The sequence below is a fragment of the Demequina sp. NBRC 110052 genome (genome assembly GCF_002090075.1).
In the GTDB taxonomy this organism is placed as follows: domain Bacteria; phylum Actinomycetota; class Actinomycetes; order Actinomycetales; family Demequinaceae; genus Demequina.
This window is the reverse complement of the sequence record NZ_BBRI01000002.1, coordinates 722,195-744,506: the sequence shown is the minus strand read 5'-3', so window position 1 is coordinate 744,506 and position 22,312 is coordinate 722,195. Positions and strand designations below refer to the sequence as shown.

The following is a 22,312-nucleotide window of genomic DNA, read 5'->3' as shown; positions in this document are numbered from 1 at the left end:
GGAGTCATGAGGCGCCTGGCTGAGAGTCTCGGTGGTGGGGTGAAGTCGGGACCGCGGGGGAGGTGGACTGAGCGAGGCGCCAGACGCGGTCGCGCGTCATCGGCAGTTCGTAGGGTCGCGCTCCGATCGCACGCCGGATCGCATTGGCGAGCGCGGGTGCGACGGGGTTGTACGGCGACTCGGACATGGACTTGGCGCCGAACGGACCCAGCGCGTCGGAAGTCTCGGCGAAGTAGACCTCGGTGACGGGCACGTCCGCGATCTGCGGCACGCGGTAGACGCGGAACGCAGGGTTCGTGGGAGCGCCCTCGTCGCCGATGAGCACCTCTTCGTACAGCGCCGAGCCGATGCCCTGAGCGACGCCGCCCTCGACCTGGCCGCGGCACTGCGCGGGGTTGAGGACCACGCCGGCGTCGGCAGCCTGCACGCTCTGGAGGATCTTCACGGACCCCGTGGAGGGGTTCACTGCGACCCGGAAGCCCTGCACGTTGAACGCGAGCGAGCGGATCATGCCGTCGGTCGAGCCTTCGCCGGTGAGCCCCTCGGCCGGGATCGACTCGCCCGCGTTGAGGCGCGCGCGCAGGGCGACGGCGGCCGCGTGCACGGCCTTGCCTGCGACGGTGATGCCGGTCGAGCCGAACGCGCCCGTGTCGTAGGTAGTCGCGTCGGTGTCTGAGGCGCGCAGCGCGACCGCGCCTGGCAAGACCCCCAGCGCTTCCGCGGCGATCTGTGTGAGCACGGTGTGGGTGCCGTTGCCGAACTCGGCGGTGCCGGCGGCGATCACGAACGTGCCATCGGGCAGGGCCGTCACGGACGCGGTCGCACGGTGCCCGCGCGGCGGGATCGTCGCGATCATGCTGAGCGCCATGCCCTCGCCGACGGACCAGCCCTCGGGGGCCGCCACACCGTTGCCGCGTCGTATGGCGGCCTCAGCGAGGTCGAGGCACTGATCGAGACCGTACGAGCCGAAGATGAGGCCGTCCTGGTGCTTGCGCTCGGTGACGCCGAGCGGGTCGCCCTCCTTGACTGCGTTGAGGCGCCGCATCTCATAGGGATCGATCCCGAGCTGGAGCGCGAGGTCGTCCATCGCGGACTCGACCGCGAAGATCACCTGTCCCAGCCCGTAGCCGCGGAACGCTCCTGCGGGAGTCTGATTCGTGTAGACCACCTCGGCGTCGAGGCGCTTGGCGGGGGAGCGGTACGCCTCGAGCGACTCGGCGCAGCCGTGGAACATCACACCGATCGCGTGGTTGCCGTATGCGCCGGTATTGCTGAGCACCTCGATGTCCATGGCGGTGAGCAGCCCCTCGGCGGATGCGCCGAGCGTCGCCTTGACGCGGAACGGGTGGCGCGTCGCGGTGCGGATGAACTCCTCTTCACGCGTCATCTCGTACGCCACGGGACGGCCGGTCTTGAGGACCGCGAGTGCGACGAGGTCCTCGGTGAAGATCTCCTGCTTGCCGCCGAATCCTCCGCCCACGCGCGCTGTGAAGACGCGCACTGACTCCGGCGCGCGATCCAGGATCAGCGCGAGCTCGTCGCGCACCAGGAACGGCACCTGCGAGCTGGTGCGCACGGTGAGACGTCCCAAGTCGTCGATCCAGCCGATCGAGCCGTGCGTCTCGAGCTGCGCGTGGCTCACGCGCCCGGTGCTCCAGGTGCCGGTGGCCACGGCCGACGCTGCGGCCAGCCCGCCGTCGACGTCCCCGTAGCCGCCCTTCCAGGAGGCGACGGTGTTGCGGGCGGCGTCCAGCACGCCGTCGTCGGGCGTGCGGTCCGGATGGATCACGGGGGCCGAGCCGGAGCGCGCCTCCTCAGGGTCGAAGACCGCGGGCAGCAGGTCGTAGGCGACGACGATGGCCTCGCGAGCCGCGTCGGCGATGGCCGGGGTGTCCGCGATCACGGCCGCGACCCGCTGGCCCTTGAAGCGCACCACCTCATCGAGGATGCGGGTGTCGCGCGGGTCGTCGAGCCTGTTCTCGTGCCGCGCCGTGGAGAAGCGGGTGGCCGGAGCATCCTCGTGCGTGAGCACCGCGTGGACGCCGTCCATCGCGAGTGCCGCGCTTGCGTCGATCGACACGATGCGAGCATGGGCGTGGGGCGAGCCGAGCACCTTGAGGTGCAGCGTGCCCTCGGGCAGCTCGTCGAACGTGTACGGCTCGCGGCCCTGCACCACGCGCGTGGCAGCCGGCGGTCGCGCGGAGGCTCCGACGGCGCCGGACCCGGCCGCAGCGTCGGGCGTGCCGCAGATCCCCTCGCACGTGCCGCCGCAGCCTCCGCGCACCGCGTGCTCGACGGCCTCGCGGATGGGCCGGTAGCCCGTGCAGCGGCACAGCGAGCCCTTGAGCCGTCGGTCCAGGTCGGGCAGGTCGTCTTCGGTGAGCGTGGAGGCCGTCACGACCATGCCGGGCGTGCAGAAGCCGCACTGGAACGCGAAGCGGTCAGCGAACTCCTCCTGGACGGGCGCGAGGTCGTCGCCTGGGGCGAGGCCCGACGCAGTGGTCACCGCCTTGCCGGAGGCGCGGACGGCGGGGTAGAGGCACGAGTGCACGGGCTCGCCGTCCACGAGCACGGCGCAGGCGCCGCAGTCCCCGGCGTCGCAGCCCTTCTTCACGTCCGTGGCGCCGTGTTCGCGCAGGAACGTGCGCAGGCACTGGCCGGGCGCCGGCTCGGCGGCGACGGGGGAGCCGTTGAGGTCGAAGGTCATGAGAGCTCCTCGACGATCTCGGCGGCGAGCACTCCGGCGACGTGGCGGCGCCAGTCCTCGGAGCCCAGCGCGTCGGTGTAGAAGCCGTCCGAAGCACGCACGTCGTCGGCGACGCGCGCGGGCGAGGGTGGGATCGGGTACCGCAGCACCGTCGGCTTGAGCGTGGCGGCGGTGACGACGATCGTGAACGAGCCGTCGGCGTCGGCCCGGCCCGTGACGACGGCTCCAGAGCGGCCGAGCTCGGCCAGGGCGATCTTGCGCAGCGCGGTTCGACCCTCGAGTGCGCGGGAGGGGATGTCGATCGCGCGTACCGCCTCGCCGTGGGCGAGCGACGTGGTGCCATTGCCCGTGGGGAGCGAGGCGACGGGCTCGTGGCGCGTGCCGCCGCCGGGCTCCCAGATCTCGGCGACGCCGTCGAGCGTCGCGCACGCGGCGAGCATCGCGGCGGCCGCGTACGCGCGGCACACGTTGCCCACGACCGTGGCCTCGTTCCAGATCTTGAAGCTCGCGAGGAGCGCGTTCGCGGCGTCCTCGAACAGCGGCTGCGCGCGCCAGCCGAGGTGCGCGGGGAGCTCGAGCAGTTGGGCGATCGTGCAGGTCGCGCCGATGCGCAGTCCGTCCTGGCTCACCTCGAGCGGCGCCCACGGCATCGTGCTGAGGTCCACGAGCCCCGTGATGTCGCGGTTGGGTTCTGAGAACAGCCACGTGCCGCCCGCCAGGAAGCGCTCGCCGGGGGAGAGGGCAAGGTCTTGGCGTGTGGTCGCGCGACGGTAGGCGGCGACGGCGGTGAGGTCCATCTCGCCTCCTTCCAGGGGCTTCGGTGCATCGGTGACGATGCCCGACGCGGGGGCGAGGGCGTCGGGAAGCCAGCCGCGGCGTCGGGAATGTTGATCAGTCAAACATGCGCGGATGTCACGTTTGTGTCACGGCGGCCGGAATTTACGACCCCGAAACACAAGTGGTCATGTTGATGAAATCTACAGTCCCTACGTTGCGAGTGTGCCTCGTTCGGGGTGCTCTTGCGCCCGGCTGGATGGGGGCGCGGAGCGCTCCACCGACCGTCCCCGACGGCGTCCCCACGGTGGCACTCGAACACAGGGAGAGAGACCTCATGTCATTCAGCATCAAGCGCACCGCCGTCGCAGCGACGGTCGCCGTCGCCGCGCTCACGCTCGCGGCCTGCTCGTCCGGCGGAGACGCCGAGCCCACCGACACCGCGACCGGAGACGGCACCGAGGAGCCGATGGAGGCCGCCGACTACGGCGACATCACGCTCCAGCTCTCGTGGATCAAGAACGAGGAGTTCGCGGGCGAGTTCTTCGCGGACTCGAACGGTTACTACACCGAGGTGGGCTTCAGCTCCGTCGACATGGTGCCCGGCCCGTCGACCGGCGCGGCAGAGCTCCTGTCGGGCACCGCGGACGTGGCGCTGTCCGACGCGGTCTCGATCGGTTCAGCAGTCGCGTCCGAGGGTGCACCGCTGAAGATCATCGGCACGACGTACCAGAAGAACCCCTTCACGGTGCTGTCGCTGGCCGACGGTGGCAACATCGCCACGCCCCAGGACATGATCGGCAAGAAGATCGGCGTCCAGGACTCCAACACGTCGCTGTTCCTCGCGCTGCTCGCCGCCAACGGCATCTCCGAGGACGAGCTCGAGATCGTGCCCGTCCAGTACGACCCCGCGCCGCTGACGAACGGCGAGGTCGACGGCTTCATCGCCTACCTCACCAACGAGTCGCTGATCCTCGCGCACGAGGGCTACGACACCGTGAACCTGCCCTTCGCGGACAACGGTCTGCCGTTCGTCGCCGAGACGATCACCACCACGCAGGAGACGATCGACTCCAACCGCGAGATGCTCAAGGCCTTCCTGGTCGCCGAGATCAAGGGCTGGACCGACGCGGTCAACGACCCCGAGGAGGGCTCGCGCCTCGCAGTCGAGGTCTACGGCGCTGACCTCGGCCTGAACGCCGAGGTGTCGGCTCAGGGTGCGATCGTCCAGGCCGAGGACCTTGTCGTCTCCGACGAGACCGTCGCCAACGGCCTCTTCACCATCTCGGACACCCTGATGGAGGAGACCATCGCCTCGCTCGCCGGCGCCGGCATCGAGGTGACCGCCGAGGACCTCTTCGACATGAGCCTCCTCGCCGAGGTCTACGAGGAGTACCCCGAGCTCATCGCCTACGCAGGCTGAGTCTCACGAGGGATTCTCACGTGACTGACGTGACCCAGTCCGGTGCCCGGGGCGAGACCGCCCCGGGCACCGGACTGCAGATCTCCGACCTGACCAAGGTCTTCCACTCGCGTGGCAAGACCACGACCGCGCTGCAGGACGCCACGCTGCACACCGACCAGGGCTCGTTCCTCGCCCTGCTCGGGCCGTCCGGCTGCGGAAAGTCGACCATCCTGCGCATCCTCGCCGGACTCGAGGAGCCCACGAGTGGCTCCACCCGCGTGGACGGGCGCACGCCCGCCGACCTGCGCGCCTACAACGAGCTCGGCATCGCCTTCCAGGACTCCGCGCTGCTCCCATGGCGCTCGGTGTACGGCAACATCAAGCTGCCGTTCGAGGTCGCAGGCAAGAGCGTGGACCACGACTACATCGAGGAGCTCATCGAGCTCGTCGGTCTGAAGGGCTTCGAGAAGGCCAAGCCCGCGCACCTCTCCGGCGGCATGCGTCAGCGCGTGTCCATCGCGCGCGCGCTCGTGCTCAAGCCCTCGGTGCTGCTGCTCGACGAGCCGTTCGGCGCGCTCGACGACATGACGCGCCAGCGCCTCAACCTGGAGCTCATGCGCATCCTCGCGGCCAAGCCGGCCACGACCCTGCTCGTCACCCACGGCATCACCGAAGCGATCTTCCTCGCCGACCAGGTAGCGGTCATGAGCCCGCGCCCCGGCCGGGTCAAGGAGGTCATGGAGATCAACCTGCCGCGTCCCCGCACCCCGGACATCCAGCGCAGCCCCGAGTTCCACGCCTACGTGGACCGCGCATCGGACCTGCTGTTCGGCGAGGGCGGCGCAGCGACCGAGGACGACTGATGCGCAGGCTTCCGTCCTGGGCGACGGCCGTGATGAGCGCCGTCGGCCTCATCGCCGCGTGGTGGATCACGTCTGTCACGGTCTTCGCCAACGTCGGCTCGGGCAACACGAAGGCGATTCCGACGCCGGTGCAGGTGATCCAGGACTTCGGCGAGATCGGCTTTCACTTCTACTGGACGCACTTCTCCGTCACGCTCCACGAGGCTGCGCTCGGCTACCTGTGGGGCAACGGACTCGCGCTCGCGCTCGCCGCGCTCGTGATGGTCGTGCCTCGGCTCGAGGGCGTCGTGTCGCAGCTGGCCGTCATCACGTACTGCATCCCGATCGTCGCGATCGGCCCGCTGCTCGTGCTCATCTTCGAGGTGCCGTCCAAGGGCGAGCCGTCCGGCACTGCCGTGTTCATGGCGGGCCTGAGCGTGTTCTTCACGACTGTCGTGGGTTCGCTGCTGGGCCTGCACGCGGCCGATAAGGCGAGCCTCGATCTCGTCTCCGTCTATGGCGGCAACTCGTGGACCCAGCTGCGCAAGGTGCGCGTCGTGGCCGCGCTGCCCGCCGTGCTGACCGCGCTCCAGATCGCGGTGCCTGCCGCGTTCCTCGGCGCCGTGCTCGGCGAGTACTTCGGCAAGGTCGAGACCGGCATCGGCGTCGCGATGGTCATCGCGCAGCAGGCGTTGAACTCGCCGCGCGTGTGGGGCATCGCGCTCGTCTCCGGCCTCATCGCCCTCGTGCTCTACCTCGGCGTGGGCGTGCTCACCCGCCTCGCCACGCCCTGGTCGAAGGGAGCGGCCTCATGACCGCCACCGCCACCGCCGCCAACCCGCCGATCGCCGATCCCGCCGCGCTCGTCCGCAAGCAGGCGCGCGCCGCGACCCGCAAGGCGCTCGGCGCCTCGCTGCTCACGTTCCTGCTCACGCTCGTGGGCGTGACGGTCCTGTGGCAGCTCGCCCTGTGGTTCTCGGACCTCTCGCCGTACGTGGCCAAGGGCCCCGTCGACGTCTGGAACTTCTTCTTCGTCGAGGAGGAGGCTGCCGCCAACCGCGCCGAGATCGCGGGCAACCTCGCCGTCACGCTCGGAGACGCCGTCATCGGCTTCGCCGCGGGATTGCTGCTCGCGCTCCTGGGCGCGATCGGCTTCCGCCTGTCGCGCGGCTTCGAGCAGGCGATGATGCCCATCGCGCTGCTGCTGCGCTCGGTGCCGCTGGTGGCGTTCGCGCCGATCATCATCATGATCTTCGGCCGCGAGTTCCTGACCGTGGCAGTCATGGGAGGCATCGTGGTGCTGTTCCCGGCGCTCGTGAACATCGCGTTCGGTCTGCAGCAGTCGTCGCAGCAGACGCTCGAGGTGGTGCAGGTCTACGGCGGAGGGCCCATCAAGCAGCTCACCAAGGTGGCCCTGCCTGCGTCCCTCCCGGCGTTCTTCGCCGCCGTGCGCGTGTCAGTTCCCGGTGCGATCACCGGTGCGCTGCTCGCGGAGTGGCTCGCCACCGGTTCGGGCATCGGCGGCGTCATCAACGGCTACGCCACGTCCGCCAAGTTCGATGAGCTGTGGGCGTCCGTCGTGCTCGTCACGCTCACCTCCCTCGTGCTCTACAACCTCGTCGCTATCCTGGAGAACACGGTGCTCGCCCGCATGGGGATGCACCCCACCAAGCGTCTCTGAGAGCAGCGATGACCGCCGTCAGTCCCCTGCAGGACAACGACCCCTCGGGCGCCCGACTGGGCGCGCATGTGAGGGCGCTGAGGCGCGCTCGCGGGCTGACTCTCGTGCAGCTCGCGAGCGCGACTGGACTGTCGCACCCGTTCCTGTCCCAGGTGGAGCGCGGGCTTGCCAACTTCTCGCTGCCGTCGCTGCGCAGGATCGCGGTGGCGCTTGAGACCAGTCCCGTGGAGCTGATCGCCGCAGCCGAGGCAGCCGACGGGACCGCCCCGCCGCCGCGCGTCGAGACGTACCACGCGGGCGACTCAGCTGAGCCCATGTCCGACTTCGCGCAGGACCCCGCCCTGCCGCTCGCCCACGGCTCGCGGCCGTTCCTGCCCATGACGATCGAGTGCAGCCGCACCGAGCCGGGGGAGACCTTCACCCACGCCGAGGACGAGTGGATCATGGTCCTCGACGGCTCGCTTCGTCTGGAGCTCGACGGCGTCGAGACGCTCCTGGGGCCGGGTGACTCGACCTACTACTCCGGGGGCGTGCTGCATCGCTGGTGGTGCGCCGGCGGTCCGGTCAGGCTCCTCGCGGTCAAGCAGCAGGCGGGTCGGTAGCAAGCCCGACGCGGGGGCGGCCTGCGCAGGCATGCCCGCCCCGAGCGTCGGGCGGGCTCCCAGCCAGGCGACTCACGCCTCCCACGCCGGCGCCACGCGCGCAACCAGGCGATTCACGCCTCCGCGAGACGTGCAGCCGCGTCCCCCACCCGACCAGCGATGACTTGCTCGTCCGCGCGCGCGAGCCGCCCGTCGGTGACGACCTCCTCGCCCTGCACCAGCATGAGCTTCACGGTCGGCAGCGAGCCGAGACCCAGGGCTGCGACGGGGTCCGCGATGCCCGCGTGCTCCACTGCGGTGAGGTCCCACAGGACCAGGTCCGCGAGCTTGCCCGCCTCGAGCGACCCGATCTCGTCCTCACGGCCCAGCACCTTCGCGCCGCCCATGGTGGCGACGCGCAGCGCGTCGCGCACGGGCATCGCGGTGGCGCCGTCCCTCAGGCGCGACATCAGAGCCGCCTGGCGGATCTCCGAGCCGAGCGTGCCGTCCTCGTTGGAGGCGGCGCCGTCCACGCCGAGGCCGACGGGTACCCCTGCGTCGAGCATCGGGCGCAGCGGAGCGATGCCGGCGGCGAGGCGCGCATTCGACGACGGGCAGTGCGCGACGCCCGTGCCGGTGGCCGCGAACTTGGCGATGTCAGCATCGGAGAGGTGCACGCAGTGCGCCATCCACACGTCGTCGCCGAGCCAACCGACGGACTCGAGGTACTCGGTGGGGCCCATCCCGAAGCGCTCGGCGCAGAATGCGGCCTCCTCGACCGTCTCTGAGCCGTGCGTGTGCAGGCGCACGCCGAGCTCGCGCGCGAGAGGTGCGGACTCGCGCAGCAGATCTGTGGTGACCGAGAACGGTGAGCACGGGGCTATGGCGACGCGCACCATCGCGTCGAACGACGGGTCGTGGAACGCGCGTACGGCGTCCTCGGAGGCCTGCAGTGCGTCGGCCGTGGTCTCGACCGCGAAGTCCGGGGGGAGCCCGCCCTGGCTGGCGCCCAGGTCCATCGATCCGCGCGTCGCGTGGAGGCGCAGGCCCAGCTCGCCCGCCTCGTGGACGATCGAGCCGAGGATGTCGCCCGAGCCCGCGGGGAAGATGTAATGGTGGTCGCCCACGGTGGTGCAGCCCGAGCGTGCGAGCGTCGCCATCGCGCCCGCAGCGCCCGCGCCCACCGTGTCTGCGGTGATGCGCGACCATGTGGGATAGAGGGCAACGAGCCAGTCGAACAGGATCGAGTCCTGCGCCCAGCCGCGCGTGAGCCACTGATACAGGTGGTGGTGAGTGTTGATGAGGCCGGGGGTCACGAGAGTGCCGGTCGCGTCGTAGCGGCGGGCGGCGGCGTCGCGCATGTCCGAGGGGGCGGGCCCTGGCCCGACGGCCACGATGCGTCCGCCGCGGATCGCGACGTGGCCGCGTGCGAGCTCGGCGCCCGCAGCGTCCATGGTGACGACGTGGCCGCCCTCGATGAGCGTCAATCCGGCCATGAGCGGCCTCCCTCCCACGGCCGCCCTGGCCGTCGGTCAAGCCTACTCGCGCCCGACGCGCCGGACGAGGGCCTCTGCGGTCCTGCGGCCGGTCGCTAGGGTCGTGCGGCATGATCCCCAAGTCCTCACGCTCCGCCCTGCCCGTGCTCGCCCTGGCGTCGGCTCTGCTGCTCGCCGCGTGCTCGCCAGCCGACGCCCCCGCCGAGGGGACGCGGGACGCCACGCCCGTCGCCCCGGTATCGGCTCCCGTCGAGGCCTCCGACGCCCCCGAGGCGCCGGGAGACGAGTTCGACCTCGCGGCGTTCTGCGAGGCCGCCGCGCCCATGCTGGTGCCGGTCGAGCGGGAGTTCATCGGCTCGGACGAGCATGTGGTGCAGTTCACGGCACTCGCCGAGGTGGCCCCCGAGGAGCTCGAGGACGTCATCGCGTCGCTCGAGGCGCACTACGACACCGCCGTGAGCCCCGCGGACCCCGACTCGCAGGACTTCAAGAACTTCCCCGCGTCGATCCAGGAGGACGCGCTCGCGCTGGACTCGGAGGTCAGGGAGCGCTGCTGATGCCTGCGCATCGCCGGTGTCGGTGGGTCGTGGTGGGATAGGACCGTGAACGATCCCCGCGCCCGCCACCAGCAGCTCGTCCAGGAGATCGAGGCGCATCGCCACGCCTACTACGCGGACGATGCGCCGACCGTCTCGGATGCCGAATACGACGCGCTCGAGCGCGAGCTGCGTGAGCTTGAGGCCCTGCATCCGGAACTGGTGACCGAGGACAGCCCCACGCAGGTCGTTGGCGCTGCGCGCGAGGCCACGGGCTTCGCCTCGGTGCGTCACCGCGAGCGCATGATGAGCCTCGACAACGCGTTCTCGCTCGAGGATGTCGAGGCGTGGCTCGCGCGCGTGGGACGCGAGGCGGGCGATCAGGCGATCGTGTGCGAGCCGAAGATCGACGGGCTGTCGATCTCGCTGACCTATGAGCGCGGCGAGCTCGTGCGCGGGGTCACGCGCGGCGACGGCACCACGGGTGAGGACGTCACCGCGAACGTCCTGACGATCCGCGGCCTGCCGCACTCGCTGCGCGGGCCCGACGCCGGAGGCGCCCGGGTGCCGGCACTCGTCGAGGTGCGTGGCGAGGTGTACCTGCCCGTGGCGGACTTCGAGGCGCTCAACGAGGGGCTCGTCGCGCAGGGCAAGGCTCCCTACGCGAACCCCCGCAACACGGCGGCAGGGTCGCTGCGGCAGAAGGATCCCGCGGTGACGGCCACGCGCCCGCTGGCGGTGACCACCTACGCGCTCGGCGCGCTCGACTGGGGCGACGCCGAACCCGACGCGCGGCTCGAGCTCCAGCACGGCATCTACGAGGTGCTGGCCGACTGGGGGCTGCCGGTGAGCGAGCACGCATCCGTGCTGCGAGGCACCGAGGCGATCGAGCGCGCGCTCAAGAGCCTCGAGTCGAGCCGCCACAGCCTGGTGCACGAGATTGACGGCGCGGTTCTCAAGGTGGACGACCGAGCCGTGCAGGCCGAGCTCGGCTCCACGAGTCGCGCGCCCCGGTGGGCGATCGCCTACAAGTTCCCGCCCGAAGAGGTACACACGCGCCTCACCGAGATCCGCATCGGCGTGGGCCGGACCGGGCGCGCGACGCCCTACGCCGTGATGGAGCCCGTGACGGTCGCCGGCAGCACGGTGCGGCAGGCGACCCTGCACAACCAGGACGTCGTGAAGGCGAAGGGTGTGCGCATCGGAGACGTCGTCGTGCTGCGCAAGGCAGGCGACGTGATCCCCGAGATCGTCGGGCCCGTGGCGGCGCTCGCCGACGACGGGTACCCGCGCGAGGACTTCGTCATGCCCGTCCACTGCCCCGAGTGCGGCACCGAGCTTCGCCCCATGAAGGAGGGCGACGTCGACATGCGTTGCCCCAACGCCGAGTCATGCCCCGCGCAGGTGCGCGGCCGCGTGGAGCACATCGGCTCGCGCGGCGGACTCGACGTCGAGGCGCTCGGCGAGGTCACCGCCGCGGCGCTCACCCAGCCGCTCGAGCCCGCACGCCCGCCGCTCACGACCGAGGCGGGTCTGTTCGACCTCACGCTCGACGACCTCATGCCCATCGAGGTCGTGGTGCGTGACGCGGAGACCGGTCTTCCCAAGGTCGACGACGACGGCGAGCAGGTGCGCCGAGCGCCCTTCCAGAAGGTCGAGTTCGTGTACCCGCCGGAGGCGGAGGGCCTGACGCCCGCCGAGCGGCGCAAGGCTGGCATCACCAAGAACCACCGGCGCGTGCTGCCGTCGGCGCAGGCGACCACACTCCTTGAGGAGCTCGAACGCGCCAAGTCCAAGGAGCTGTGGCGCGTGCTCGTCTCGCTCAACATCAGGCACGTGGGCCCGGTGGCGAGCCGCGCGCTCGCAACCGAGTTCGGCTCGATGGACGCGATCCGCGGAGCGACGCTCGACGAGCTCGCTGCCGTCGAGGGCGTCGGCGGGGTCATCGCGCAGTCGGTGCTCGACTGGTTCGAGGTCGACTGGCACCGCGAGATCGTCGAGCGCTGGACCGCCGCAGGCGTGCGCATGGAGGAAGAGCGCGACGAGTCGATCCCGCAGACGCTCGAGGGGCTCACCATCGTCGCGACCGGATCGCTCGAGGGGTACAGCCGCGACGGCATCAAGGACGCGATCATCACGCACGGCGGCAAGGCAGCGTCATCAGTCTCGAAGCACACCGACTACGTCGTCGTCGGCGCCAACGCGGGCTCGAAGGCGGCCAAGGCGGAGGAGCTCGGCATCCCCGTGCTCGACGAGGCGGGCTTCGACGCCCTGCTCCGAGGCGGTCCCGCTAAGGTGTGACTCACGGGCCACGATGGCCGCGCGCACGACTGGGGAGTCAGGAGGGTCGATGGCTGAGGGCGTCGGCGGGGCGACTCGCGCCTCCACCCGGTACCGGCCGGGCAAGCTCCGGTGGTGGCTCCTGCCACTGGGCGCGGCACTCACCTTGACCGCGCTCGTGTGGGGCTTCGCGGAGACCGTCGAAGACGCCGTCGAAGAGCATGCGCGTGCTGCGATCGAGGGCGCCGGGCTGACCGACGTGTGGGTGGGCAGCGCCGACTATCGCGAGGTGACCCTCGTGGGTCCGGTCGGTGACGAGGATGCCGCTCTCGCAGCCGTCGCAGGAGACGCTCTCATCACCTCCGCCCTGTACGACGGCTTCGGCGAGGAGCCGCAGCCCGAGCCGACCACGTCGCCCAGCGCGACCGCGGAGCCCACAGCGACCGCCGAGCCCACGCCGACGCCATCACCCTCGGAGACCGACGCGGGGCCGCTGCCCACGATCGACCCCATCATCTTCGACACGACGTCGCCCGATCTGACGCCCGCCGCTCGCGCCGAGCTCGACGAGGTGGCCGGCGTGCTCCTCGACACGCTCGAGACGCATGGAGCGATCACGGTCACGATCATCGGCTACACCGACTCGATCGGCACCGCCGAGGCCAACCTCGCGCTCAGCGAGGCGCGCGCACGCAACGTCGCCGACTACCTCGTGCAGCAAGGGATTCCGAGGTCCATCCTCGAACCCTCGGGCCGCGGCGAGGAGGATCCGCGCGCCAGCAACGCCACCGCGTCGGGCCGCGAGGCCAACCGTCGCGTCGAGATCACGATCACGGAGGGATGACCCATGGGACCTGCACTGCGTGAGGCCTGGCTGTGGCTGCTGCTCGCCTTCGTGCTCGGCGTGGTCATCGGCTACTTCCTGCGCCGGTACACCGTCGCTGAGGACACGCCCGATGCTGGGGCGCCCGACCCCGACGCGTCGCTCGCGCAGCAGGCGGAGGAGGAGATCGCGGAGGCCGAGAGAGCCGACGCCGAGACCGCTGACGACGCCGAAGACGACGACCCCGGAGTGGACGGCGCGGGCGAGCCCGACGACGAGGCGCAGCCGAACGACCCCGCGACGGAGGACGAGGGCGTCGAGCCCAAGACGCCCGAGGCTGCCGTGGTCGCGTTGCGCGGGGCCGACCTCTCTGAGGAGGAGCGCGAGCTGCTCGAGAAGGATGCCGCAGCGTTCCACGCGCTCGCCCAGCTCTCGCAGGGTCAGCTGACCGACTCGCATGGCGTCACCCGCGTCGTGCAGGCAGAGGACCCAGCGCAGGTCGAGGAGGCTGCCGAGGAGCATCGGCCGCTCGGCGAGGCGCCTCCGGAGCAGCATGTCGACACGCATCAGACGTTCATGCCCGTCGTCGAGCCGCTGCGCGTGCCCGGCGGGCGCAGCCAACTGAAGACGACGCAGGCGACCGAGCCTGAGCCTGCCCCCGAGGCCCCGACGGGGAGCTCAGTCGAGGCCGAGACGCCTGCGGACGGTGCCGACACCGCAGCCCCGACGGCTCCTGCGAAGCGCAGGAAGCCTCGCCGTCGAGACTCCTGACGGCGGGGTCCGTACACTGACCGCAGGGCATCGTGCCCTGGCCGAGGGAGCCCTCACGAGGGGCACGCAGCACATCGCACGAGCCGGCCGCCAGCGCAGGCGGACCGAAGGAGAGGAACCGATGACGTCGTCCGTCCGTCCCGTTCAGCCCGACGAGGCGTCCCGGCTCGCAGAGATCGGAGCGCTCACCGCGCTCGCGTACCTCTCCGACGGCCTGGTCGACCAGTCGCACCCCTACGTCCCCCAGCTGCGGGATGCGCAGGCGCGCGCCGAGCAGGCCATCCTGCTCATGCTCAGCGACGGCGAGAACGGCGAAGGCGCCGCAGTCGGCACCATCACGGTCGTGCCGCCCGGCAGTCCGTTCATCGAGCTCGCGACCGGCGACGAGTATGAGCTGCGCATGCTGGCGGTGTCGCCGCTCGAGCGCGGCCGCGGCATCGGGCGTGAGCTCACTCGCCAGGCCATGGACCTCGCGGTCGAGAGGGGCGCCGAGCGCATCGTCCTGTCGACCATGGACACCATGCATGCCGCGCACCGCCTGTACGAGAGCCTCGGCTTCACGCGCAGGCCCGACCTCGACTGGCTCGTCGCCGACAACGAGGACGGCACCGTCTCCCGCATCACGCCCGAGCAGGCAGAGCGCATGGCCGACGACCCGTCCCGCCCCCTGCCAGCCGTACGACTGCTCGGCTACTCCTGGGAGCCGTGACCCGCGCGTCGGGCCCGTGACCGGCGTCTCCCGCCCGCACTAGACTTGCGGCCATGTCTTCCCTCGATCGCTCCGACGTGGCGCGCCTGGCCGCGCTCGCGCGCATCGACATGACGGACGAGGACCTGGACCGACTCTCGGGCCAGCTCTCCGCCATCGTCGACGCCGTGGCCAAGGTCGCCGAGGTGGCCGGCTCCGACGTGCCCGCGACCTCCCACCCGATCCCGATGTCCAACGTGCACCGCGCCGACGAGGTGCTGCCGTCGCTCCCGCAGGAGCGGGCGCTCTCCGGTGCGCCCGAGGCGGAGGACGGGCGCTTCCGCGTGCCCCAGATCCTGGGGGAGGAAGCATGACCGCCGTGGAGCCGAGCACCGACTGGACCCGGAAGACCGCTGCCGAGATGGCCGCCGCGCTCAACGCCGGCGAGGTCACGAGCGTCGAGCTGACGCAGGCGCACCTGGACCGGATCGCCGCAGTGGACGGACCCGTCCATGCGTTCCTGCACCTCGACCCAGAGGGCGCGCTCGAGACCGCCCGCAAGGTGGACGAGGATCGCGCCGCAGGCGTCGAGCTCCCCGTGCTCGCAGGCGTGCCCGTCGCTGTCAAGGACGTCCTCGTGACCGAGGGCCTGCCCACCACGGCCGGCTCGCGCATTCTCGAGGGCTGGGTGCCGCCGTACGACTCGACCGTCTCAGCCAAGCTCAAGGCCTCGCGCATGCCGATCCTCGGCAAGACCAACATGGACGAGTTCGCCATGGGATCCTCCACGGAGCACTCGGGCTACGGTCCCACGCACAACCCGTGGGACCTCGAGCGCATCCCCGGTGGCTCGGGCGGCGGCTCGGCCGCGGCGCTCGCGGCCTTCGAGGCCCCGCTCGCGATCGGCTCGGACACGGGTGGCTCGATCCGCCAGCCCGCGTCCGTCACCGGCACCGTCGGCGTCAAGCCCACGTACGGCGGCGTGTCCCGCTACGGCGCGATCGCGCTCGCCTCGTCGCTCGACCAGCTGGGCCCCTGCGGGCGCACCGTGCTCGACACCGCGATGCTGCACGAGGTCATGGGCGGCCATGACCCCAAGGACGCGACCAGCCTCGACGAGCCCGTTCCCGCGTGCGTCGAGGCCGCGATGCAGGGCGCGACGAAGGACCTCACCGGCGTGCGCGTCGGCGTCATCAAGGAACTCTCGGGGGAGGGCTACCAGCCCGGCGTCGAGCAGCGGTTCGAGGAGTCGCTCGAGCGTCTCAAGGCGATGGGTGCGGAGATCGTCGAGGTCTCGTGCCCGTCGTTCGAGTACGCGCTCGCGGCGTACTACCTGATCCTCCCGTCCGAGGCGTCGTCGAACCTCGCGAAGTTCGACTCGGTGCGATTCGGGATGCGAGTCGAGAAGGACACGGTCGAGAAGACCATGCTCGCGACGCGCGCCGAAGGCTTCGGCGACGAGGTGAAGCGCCGCATCATCCTCGGCACCTACGCCCTCTCGGCCGGCTACTACGACGCCTACTACGGCTCGGCGCAGAAGGTGCGCACGCTCATCCAGCGCGATTTCGCCGCAGCCTTCGAGAAGGCCGACGTGCTCGTCTCGCCCACGACGCCCACCACGCCGTTCAAGCTCGGCGAGCGCATCGACGATCCGCTGGCGATGTACCTTAACGACGTCGCCACGATCCCGGCGAACCTCGCGGGGATCCCCGGCATGTCGCTGCCGTCAGGCGTCGCGCCCGAGGACGGTCTTCCCGCGGGCTTCCAGATCCTCGCGCCCGCGCACGAGGACGCCCGCCTGTACCGCGTCGGCGCCGCCCTCGAGGCTTCGCTGACCGAGGAGTGGGGTGGCGCGTTGACCGCGCAGGCCCCCACTCTGCCCATCAACACCGCGGAGGTGGCCAAGTGACCGCGACGCGCGTCAGCTATGACGAGGCCATGCAGGACTTCGACCCGGTGTTCGGCATCGAGGTCCACGTGGAGCTCAACACGAAGACCAAGATGTTCTGCGGCTGCGCGAACGAGTTCGGCGCCGAGCCGAACACGCAGGTCTGCCCCGTGTGCCTGGGGCTTCCCGGATCGATGCCGGTGACGAACGAGAAGGCCGTCGAGTCGGCCATCCGGCTGGGACTGGCGCTCGGCTGCTCGATCCGCGAGTCCTCGCGCTTCGCACGCAAGAACTACTTCTACCCGGACCTCGCGAAGGACTACCAGATCTCGCAGTACGACGAGCCGACCTGCTACGAAGGGTCTCTCGAGGTCGTGCTGGACGACGGGACCGTCGTCGAGGTGGGCATCGAGCGTGCGCACATGGAGGAGGACGCGGGCAAGAACACCCACGTCGGCGGCTCCGGCGGCATCCAGGGCGCCTCGCACTCGCTCGTGGACTACAACCGCGGCGGCGTGCCGCTCGTGGAGATCGTCACCAAGCCCATCACCGGCATGGGAGCGCGGACGGCTGAGGTGGCGCGCGCGTACGTGGCCACGATCCGCGATATCGTGCGCGGGCTCGGCATCTCCGACGGCCGCATGGACCAGGGCTCCGTGCGCGCCGACGTGAACCTGTCGCTGCGCCCCAAGGCTCCGGCGGGCGAGGATCAGGACGCGGTGCCGTTCGGCAAGCGCTCCGAGACCAAGAACGTCAACTCGCTGCGCGCCATCGAGAAGGCGATCCACTTCGAAGCCGGCCGCCAGGCCGCGCTGCTGTCCGCGGGCCAGCCCGTGGTGCAGGAGACCCGCCACTGGCACGAGGACACCGAGGAGACGACCCCCGGCCGCTCCAAGGAGGAGGCCGAGGACTACAGGTACTTCCCCGAGCCCGACCTGCTGCCCGTCGAGCCCTCCCGCGAGTGGGTCGAGGAGCTGCGCGCCACCATCCCCGAGCACCCGGCCAAGATGCGCGCGCGCCTCAAGGACGAGTGGGGATTCTCCGACCTCGAGATGCGCGACGTCGTCGCCGCCGACGCCGTGCCGCTGCTGGTCGCGACCGTCGGGGCAGGCGCCTCGCCGCAGTCGGCGCGCAAGTGGTGGATGGGTGAGCTCGCCCGCACGGCCAACGAGCAGGGAGTCGCGCTCGACTCGCTCGCGGTGACCCCGGTGGACGTCGCTGAGCTTCAGGGTCTCGTCGACTCGGGACGCCTCAACGACAAGCTCGCGCGCCAGGCGCTCGCGGGCGTCCTTGCGGGCGAGGGCTCGCCGACCGCCGTCGTCGAGGCGCGCGGGCTCGAGATCGTCTCCGACGACTCGGCGCTCGAGAAGGCCGTCGACGACGCGCTCGCCGCGCAGCCCGACGTGCTCGCCAAGATCCAGGACGGCAAGGTGCAGGCGGCCGGCGCGATCGTCGGCGCGGTCATGAAGGCCACGCGCGGCCAGGCCGACGCGGGTCGCGTGCGGGAGATCATCCTCCGGCGCGCTGGGGTCGAGGGCTGATCCGACCCTGATGACGCTCACGGCCGAGCCCCTCGCCTTCGCCGAAGGCGAGGGGTTCGTCTGCGCCCTCACCGTGGACGACGGGCCGAACGGCGCCGACACCGAGGCGCTGCTCGACGCGCTCGCCGCGCGGGGCATCCGCGCGGTGTTCGCGGTCATCGGCGAGCAGATCCTCGCCCCGGGAGGGGCCGTGCTGTTGCGGCGGATCGTGGCCGAGGGGCATGTGCTGTGCAATCACTCGACGTCCTTCGCTGACATGGGGGAGTGGTCGCGCGAGGAAGTCCGTGCCGACATGGTCGCCAACCTCGCGATCATCCGAGAAGCCCTGGGCGACCCCGACGCGTCGGTACCGTACTGGCGCGCGCCGAACGGCTCGTGGGGCGTCACGGCTGAGGTCGCCGTGGAGCTGGGCATGCAGCCGCTCGCGGTCGTCAACGCGATCGAGGACTGGGTGACCCAGGACGTCGAGGTGCTCGCCGTGCGACTGCGCGAGGCCATCCGGCCGGGCGAGCTGGTGCTGGTGCACGACGGCGGCGGGTCGCGCGCGGGAACGGTCGAGGCGCTGCTACGCGTGGTCGACGAGAGGCTCGCCGAGGGGTGGAGCTTCACACTCCCGCGCGGCGCGCGCTGACGGGACCAAAGGCAGTCCGCAGAGGAGCGCCAGCCGTTCAGGCGGGATCGACCGCCGATTCCGTGTGTTCGCCGCGCGCGACCTCGACCGTCGCCGAGGCGTCGTCGACGGTGACCTCGTACTCGCCGGCGAAGCCCTCGACCAGGACGCGTCCCTCATCGTCGGTCCGCATCGGGGTGGGCGACATCCACCACTCGTCCTTGAGGAGCGCGTGCAGGGCGTCGTAGGAGGGCTTCGGCGTCCCGTCCGCGCGCACGAGCCCGGCGGGGGCGCCCAGCCAGGAGCCCTCGTCCGTGAGCCCCCAGTACGTGAGGGACTCGACGGCAGGATGCGACACGACCGTGCGGTAGTGCCGCACGATCTCGTCCGCCTGGCGTTCCTCGCCCTCGGGCGTGGAGGGCCATGACTCGATCTGGTAGTCGTTGAGGTCCACGATCTCAGGCGGCATGAGGTGACCCGAGACGAGTGTCGTCTCCGTCATCTGCACCGGCAGGCCGAACCTGCCGAAGCGCTCGAGGATGCCGTAGATCTCGTCCTCGCCGCGGAAGCCCTGATGCATGTGTGTCTGGACGCCGATCGCGTCCAGCTCGATGCCTGCCGCGAGGCACTCCTCGATGAGGTGTTCGTAGTCGACCGAGAGGTCGAAGTCGTTGAGCACGAGCCGGGCCGCGGGGTTGCCCTCGCGCGCGCTCTCGACTGCGAGCCGCACCATCTCGACGCGGCCCTTGATCTGCGCGAGGCGAGTGACGGCGTTGTCCTCCGCGGTGAACACGGGGAGGATCACGGCCTCGTTGATGGCGTCCCACAGGTCGATGACTCCTGCGAAGTCTCTGGTCTCGCGCGCCGCGCGGGTGCGCATCGCCTGCTCGGCCTCGTCGAGCGGGAGGTCGAGCAGCCACTCGGGTGCGAGCGTGTGCCACAGGAGTGGGTGTCCCTTGACCTCGACGCCCCTGTCGACGAACCACCGCGCGGCGGCCAGCATGCGATCCGTCTGGGGGTGGCCTCGCTCGGGCTCGTATCCGCGCCAGTAGAACGGCAGCGTCGTGGCGTTGTACAGGTCGAGGTAGAGATCGGCGAGGCGGCGGGCGGAGTCGAGGCTCGCGCCCCCGTATACGGCGCCTCGGTCCTCGTGGTCGCCGTTGGCCAGCCCGATGAGGTCGAATCCGATGTTGCCGAATCCGAATGCGTGGCGGCGCTGCGCGACGGTGACCTCGGAGTGCGCGAGCGGTGCGCCGTCGCGTCCTTGGATGAGGATCGAGGCGCTGCCTCGGCGGTGTGCGAGCGCGTCGCCGGGGCGCGGCGCGGTCTGCTGGGGGTGGGACGAGGAGTCGTGCGTCACGGCTGTCCTTCCGGTCGTCGTCGACGTGAGGGCCACCCTGAGTCTCGGACGGACGCCTGGGGCGGTCAAACCGTTTCGACACCCGTGTCGTTCTCGTGACCTTGCGCGAGACGGACTTGACCTTCCAGCGGGATGGAATGTGCATCCTGGTGGCGTTGGACGAAGCGGGAGGTCTTCATGTCGCACCAGACGGAGCATGCAGAGCACAAGGCGCAGCCGCCGCACCACGACGTGCACGCGGGGCACGCTGGACACGGCGGCAACAGCGACCACGGCGGCCATACGGACCACAGCGGCCACGCGGAGATGTTCCGCAGGCTGTTCTGGTGGAATCTGCTCCTCGCGATCCCGGTGCTCGCGTTCTCCGAGATGGTCGAGGGCTGGTTCGGGTACGACTTGCCCCTGAGCGGCTGGATCCCGCCGATCCTCGGCACGGTGATCTTCGCGTGGGGAGGCTGGCCGTTCCTGAGCATGGCCTGGCGCGACGAGATCCAGGACCGCGCGCCCGGCATGATGACGCTCATCTCGCTCGCCATCACCGTCGCGTTCGGCGCGTCGCTGGCGTCCACGCTCGGCTTCGGCGATCTCGACTTCTGGTGGGAGCTCGCGGGCCTCATCGTCATCATGCTGCTGGGCCATTGGCAGGAGATGAAGGCGGTCGGTCAGGCCCGCGGTGCGTTGCAGGCGCTCGCGGAGCTGTTGCCTGACGACGCCGAGCGCGTGACCGACGACGGCACGGAGCATGTGAGCATCGCCGACCTCGTGACTGGCGACACCGTGGTGGTGCGCCCGGGAGGGCGCGTTCCCGCGGATGGCGACATCGCCTCGGGCGAGGCGAGCATGGATGAGTCGATGATCACGGGGGAGTCGGCACCTGTCCGACGCACGGAGGGCGAGCACGTCGTCGCAGGCACCGTCGCGACCGACGGCTCGCTGCGCGTCACCGTCACCGCGATCGGGGACGACACTGCACTTGCGGGAATCCAGCGCATGGTGACGCAGGCACAGGAGTCGCGCTCCGGGACGAGGCGCCTCGCGGACCGTGCGGCGGCCTGGCTGTTCTACATCGCTCTCGCAGCCGCGGCGGCGACGTTCCTGGTGCACCTCGCGCTCGGTGAGCCGGGCACCGGCATGGTGCGTGCGATCTCGGTGCTCGTCGTCGCCTGCCCGCATGCGCTCGGCCTCGCGATCCCGCTGGTCATCGCGATCTCCACCTCATCCTCGGCCAGGCGCGGCATCCTCATCAAGGACGCGTCCGCGCTCGAGCAGATGCGGACGGTGGACGCGGTCCTGTTCGACAAGACCGGCACCCTGACCCGCGGTGAGCACCGCGTCACCGACACCACCGCGATCGAGGGCTGGGACGACGAGAAGCTGCTCGCCGTCGCGGCGGCGGTCGAGCGCGATTCGGAGCACCCCATCGGACGGGCCGTGGTGATGGCCGCGGAGGAGGCCGAGGTCTCGATACCTGCCGGGGAGAGCGTCGAGACCCTGCCGGGGCGCGGCGTGCGGGCCACGGTCGACGGCAAGGACGTCGCCGTCGGCGGTCCGGCGCTCCTCGACGAGCTCGGCGTCGACATGCCCGACGCCATTGCCGGGTCCGCCCAGGAGTGGCGGGAGCGTGGCGGCGCGGTGCTGCACGTCGTCGTCGACGGCGAGGTGGTCGGCGCGTTCACCACGGCCGACCCCGTGCGCGAGGAATCCCGCGCTACGGTGACCGCGCTCCATGATCAGGGAGTGTCCGTGGCCCTCATCACGGGGGACTCGCAGGCCGTGGCCGACGCGGTGGCGCGCGAGCTGGGGATCGACGAGGTCTACGCCGAGGTGCTCCCGGACGACAAGGACGAGGCGGTCGCAGACCTGCAGAGCAAGGGCCGGAAGGTCGCGATGGTGGGTGACGGAGTGAACGACGCGCCGGCTCTCGCGAGGGCGGATGTGGGCATCGCGATCGGCGCAGGCACGGACGTGGCGATGGAGGCGGCGGGCATCGTGCTCGCCTCGTCGGATCCGCGCGGTGTGCTGAGCGCGATCAGGCTCTCGCGCGCGTCGTATCGCAAGATGCGGCAGAACCTCGCGTGGGCGACCGGCTACAACGTGGTCGCGATCCCGCTCGCTGCAGGTGCGCTCGCGCCGATCGGCATCGTTATGCCGCCGGCCGCAGCAGCGATCGCCATGAGTCTGTCCACCATCATCGTGGCCGCCAACGCCCAGCTGCTCCGTCGCGTGAACCTCGCCCCCGACGACGTCGCCGCTTGACCCGTCCCCGTCACTCCGCACGGAATCTGATCAGACACCCTGGGCACCGTGCCCGGCGAAGGCCGTCGCCCCG

Annotated in this window: 19 protein-coding genes; 15 read left to right on the top strand and 4 right to left on the bottom strand. The window is 70.9% G+C overall.

All coding sequences use genetic code 11. The annotated features are described in order from the left end of the window. Positions 1 to 4: 4 nt before the first annotated feature. Both B7K21_RS03605 and B7K21_RS03600 read right to left on the bottom strand, forming a co-directional pair. Positions 5 to 2,707, bottom strand: a complete 2,703-nt coding sequence (locus B7K21_RS03605) for a molybdopterin-dependent oxidoreductase (protein ID WP_084073852.1) — start codon at positions 2,705 to 2,707, stop codon at positions 5 to 7. Next, positions 2,704 to 3,606, bottom strand: coding sequence for an FAD binding domain-containing protein (locus B7K21_RS03600; protein ID WP_234989165.1), 903 nt, complete (start codon positions 3,604 to 3,606; stop codon positions 2,704 to 2,706). Before B7K21_RS03600 ends, B7K21_RS03605 begins: the two co-directional genes overlap by 4 nt. Positions 3,607 to 3,818: 212 nt before the next feature. Between B7K21_RS03600 and B7K21_RS03595 the strand changes: the two genes are divergently transcribed. Genes B7K21_RS03595 through B7K21_RS03575 form a run of 5 tightly spaced genes read left to right on the top strand, consistent with a single transcriptional unit; the run spans position 3,819 to position 8,011 of the window. Further along, entirely contained in the window at positions 3,819 to 4,904 is a 1,086-nt protein-coding gene (locus B7K21_RS03595) for an ABC transporter substrate-binding protein (RefSeq protein ID WP_144016044.1), read from the top strand. A 20-nt stretch (positions 4,905 to 4,924) separates the two neighbouring features. Then, positions 4,925 to 5,749 (top strand): ABC transporter ATP-binding protein, encoded by an 825-nt coding sequence (locus B7K21_RS03590; protein ID WP_084073849.1) that lies wholly within the window; start codon positions 4,925 to 4,927, stop codon positions 5,747 to 5,749. Next, a complete protein-coding gene (locus B7K21_RS03585; protein WP_084073848.1) occupies positions 5,749 to 6,543 on the top strand; it encodes an ABC transporter permease in 795 nt (264 codons plus the stop codon). Before B7K21_RS03590 ends, B7K21_RS03585 begins: the two co-directional genes overlap by 1 nt. Beyond that, positions 6,540 to 7,409 (top strand): ABC transporter permease, encoded by an 870-nt coding sequence (locus tag B7K21_RS03580; RefSeq protein WP_084073847.1) that lies wholly within the window; start codon positions 6,540 to 6,542, stop codon positions 7,407 to 7,409. Before B7K21_RS03585 ends, B7K21_RS03580 begins: the two co-directional genes overlap by 4 nt. An 8-nt stretch (positions 7,410 to 7,417) precedes the next feature. Beyond that, positions 7,418 to 8,011, top strand: coding sequence for a helix-turn-helix domain-containing protein (locus B7K21_RS03575; RefSeq protein WP_084073846.1), 594 nt, complete (start codon positions 7,418 to 7,420; stop codon positions 8,009 to 8,011). Positions 8,012 to 8,124: 113 nt separating this feature from the next. Here the strand turns inward: B7K21_RS03575 and B7K21_RS03570 are convergent, their stop codons facing one another. Then, positions 8,125 to 9,486, bottom strand: a complete 1,362-nt coding sequence (locus B7K21_RS03570; RefSeq protein ID WP_084073845.1) for an 8-oxoguanine deaminase — start codon at positions 9,484 to 9,486, stop codon at positions 8,125 to 8,127. A gap of 110 nt (positions 9,487 to 9,596) precedes the next feature. On the opposite strand from B7K21_RS03570, the gene B7K21_RS03565 reads away from it, so the two are divergent. The 9 genes from B7K21_RS03565 to B7K21_RS03525 all read left to right on the top strand — a co-directional run bounded on the left by B7K21_RS03565 (position 9,597) and on the right by B7K21_RS03525 (position 18,644). After that, a complete protein-coding gene (locus B7K21_RS03565) occupies positions 9,597 to 10,043 on the top strand; it encodes a hypothetical protein (protein WP_084073844.1) in 447 nt (148 codons plus the stop codon). A 45-nt stretch (positions 10,044 to 10,088) separates the two neighbouring features. Further along, positions 10,089 to 12,323 carry an NAD-dependent DNA ligase LigA gene (gene ligA, locus B7K21_RS03560; protein ID WP_234989164.1) on the top strand — a complete coding sequence of 745 codons (2,235 nt, stop codon included), beginning with the start codon at positions 10,089 to 10,091 and terminating at the stop codon, positions 12,321 to 12,323. 49 nt (positions 12,324 to 12,372) lie between these two features. Continuing rightward, the gene (locus tag B7K21_RS12720; protein WP_234989163.1) at positions 12,373 to 13,146 is read left to right on the top strand and encodes an OmpA family protein; all 774 of its coding nucleotides are present in this window, start codon (positions 12,373 to 12,375) and stop codon (positions 13,144 to 13,146) included. A gap of 3 nt (positions 13,147 to 13,149) precedes the next feature. Next, a complete protein-coding gene (locus B7K21_RS03550; RefSeq protein WP_084073841.1) occupies positions 13,150 to 13,896 on the top strand; it encodes a hypothetical protein in 747 nt (248 codons plus the stop codon). A gap of 121 nt (positions 13,897 to 14,017) precedes the next feature. Beyond that, positions 14,018 to 14,605: a GNAT family N-acetyltransferase gene (locus B7K21_RS03545; protein WP_084073840.1), complete on the top strand. Its 588-nt coding sequence runs from the start codon at positions 14,018 to 14,020 to the stop codon at positions 14,603 to 14,605. Between the two features lie 53 nt (positions 14,606 to 14,658). Beyond that, the gene (gatC, locus tag B7K21_RS03540) at positions 14,659 to 14,958 is read left to right on the top strand and encodes an Asp-tRNA(Asn)/Glu-tRNA(Gln) amidotransferase subunit GatC (protein ID WP_084073839.1); all 300 of its coding nucleotides are present in this window, start codon (positions 14,659 to 14,661) and stop codon (positions 14,956 to 14,958) included. Continuing rightward, a complete protein-coding gene (gatA, locus tag B7K21_RS03535; RefSeq protein WP_084073838.1) occupies positions 14,955 to 16,493 on the top strand; it encodes an Asp-tRNA(Asn)/Glu-tRNA(Gln) amidotransferase subunit GatA in 1,539 nt (512 codons plus the stop codon). Before gatC ends, gatA begins: the two co-directional genes overlap by 4 nt. A 29-nt stretch (positions 16,494 to 16,522) precedes the next feature. After that, positions 16,523 to 18,013, top strand: coding sequence for an Asp-tRNA(Asn)/Glu-tRNA(Gln) amidotransferase subunit GatB (gatB, locus tag B7K21_RS03530; RefSeq protein ID WP_234989225.1), 1,491 nt, complete (start codon positions 16,523 to 16,525; stop codon positions 18,011 to 18,013). A 10-nt stretch (positions 18,014 to 18,023) separates the two neighbouring features. Continuing rightward, positions 18,024 to 18,644: a polysaccharide deacetylase family protein gene (locus tag B7K21_RS03525; protein WP_084073836.1), complete on the top strand. Its 621-nt coding sequence runs from the start codon at positions 18,024 to 18,026 to the stop codon at positions 18,642 to 18,644. A 37-nt stretch (positions 18,645 to 18,681) separates the two neighbouring features. Here B7K21_RS03525 and B7K21_RS03520 read toward each other — a convergent pair whose 3' ends face one another. Next, positions 18,682 to 19,983, bottom strand: coding sequence for an endo-1,4-beta-xylanase (locus tag B7K21_RS03520; protein ID WP_234989162.1), 1,302 nt, complete (start codon positions 19,981 to 19,983; stop codon positions 18,682 to 18,684). Positions 19,984 to 20,160: 177 nt separating this feature from the next. Between B7K21_RS03520 and B7K21_RS03515 the strand changes: the two genes are divergently transcribed. After that, on the top strand, positions 20,161 to 22,239 hold the full coding sequence (locus B7K21_RS03515) for a heavy metal translocating P-type ATPase (protein WP_084073834.1): 2,079 nt from the start codon (positions 20,161 to 20,163) through the stop codon (positions 22,237 to 22,239). Positions 22,240 to 22,312 lie beyond the last annotated feature (73 nt).

Excerpts from the sequence above, each read along its gene's own strand:
- B7K21_RS03595 (WP_144016044.1), top strand. The coding sequence starts at position 3,819 with ATGTCATTCAGCATCAAGCGCACCGCCGTCGCAGCGACGGTCGCCGTC.
- B7K21_RS03570 (WP_084073845.1), bottom strand. The coding sequence starts at position 9,486 with ATGGCCGGATTGACGCTCATCGAGGGCGGCCACGTCGTCACCATGGAC.
- gatC (WP_084073839.1), top strand. The coding sequence starts at position 14,659 with ATGTCTTCCCTCGATCGCTCCGACGTGGCGCGCCTGGCCGCGCTCGCG.
- B7K21_RS03545 (WP_084073840.1), top strand. The coding sequence starts at position 14,018 with ATGACGTCGTCCGTCCGTCCCGTTCAGCCCGACGAGGCGTCCCGGCTC.
- B7K21_RS03525 (WP_084073836.1), top strand. The coding sequence starts at position 18,024 with ATGACGCTCACGGCCGAGCCCCTCGCCTTCGCCGAAGGCGAGGGGTTC.
- B7K21_RS03565 (WP_084073844.1), top strand. The coding sequence starts at position 9,597 with ATGATCCCCAAGTCCTCACGCTCCGCCCTGCCCGTGCTCGCCCTGGCG.
- B7K21_RS12720 (WP_234989163.1), top strand. The coding sequence starts at position 12,373 with ATGGCTGAGGGCGTCGGCGGGGCGACTCGCGCCTCCACCCGGTACCGG.
- gatA (WP_084073838.1), top strand. The coding sequence starts at position 14,955 with ATGACCGCCGTGGAGCCGAGCACCGACTGGACCCGGAAGACCGCTGCC.
- gatB (WP_234989225.1), top strand. The coding sequence starts at position 16,523 with ATGCAGGACTTCGACCCGGTGTTCGGCATCGAGGTCCACGTGGAGCTC.
- B7K21_RS03585 (WP_084073848.1), top strand. The coding sequence starts at position 5,749 with ATGCGCAGGCTTCCGTCCTGGGCGACGGCCGTGATGAGCGCCGTCGGC.
- B7K21_RS03605 (WP_084073852.1), bottom strand. The coding sequence starts at position 2,707 with ATGACCTTCGACCTCAACGGCTCCCCCGTCGCCGCCGAGCCGGCGCCC.
- B7K21_RS03575 (WP_084073846.1), top strand. The coding sequence starts at position 7,418 with ATGACCGCCGTCAGTCCCCTGCAGGACAACGACCCCTCGGGCGCCCGA.
- B7K21_RS03550 (WP_084073841.1), top strand. The coding sequence starts at position 13,150 with ATGGGACCTGCACTGCGTGAGGCCTGGCTGTGGCTGCTGCTCGCCTTC.
- B7K21_RS03515 (WP_084073834.1), top strand. The coding sequence starts at position 20,161 with ATGTCGCACCAGACGGAGCATGCAGAGCACAAGGCGCAGCCGCCGCAC.
- B7K21_RS03580 (WP_084073847.1), top strand. The coding sequence starts at position 6,540 with ATGACCGCCACCGCCACCGCCGCCAACCCGCCGATCGCCGATCCCGCC.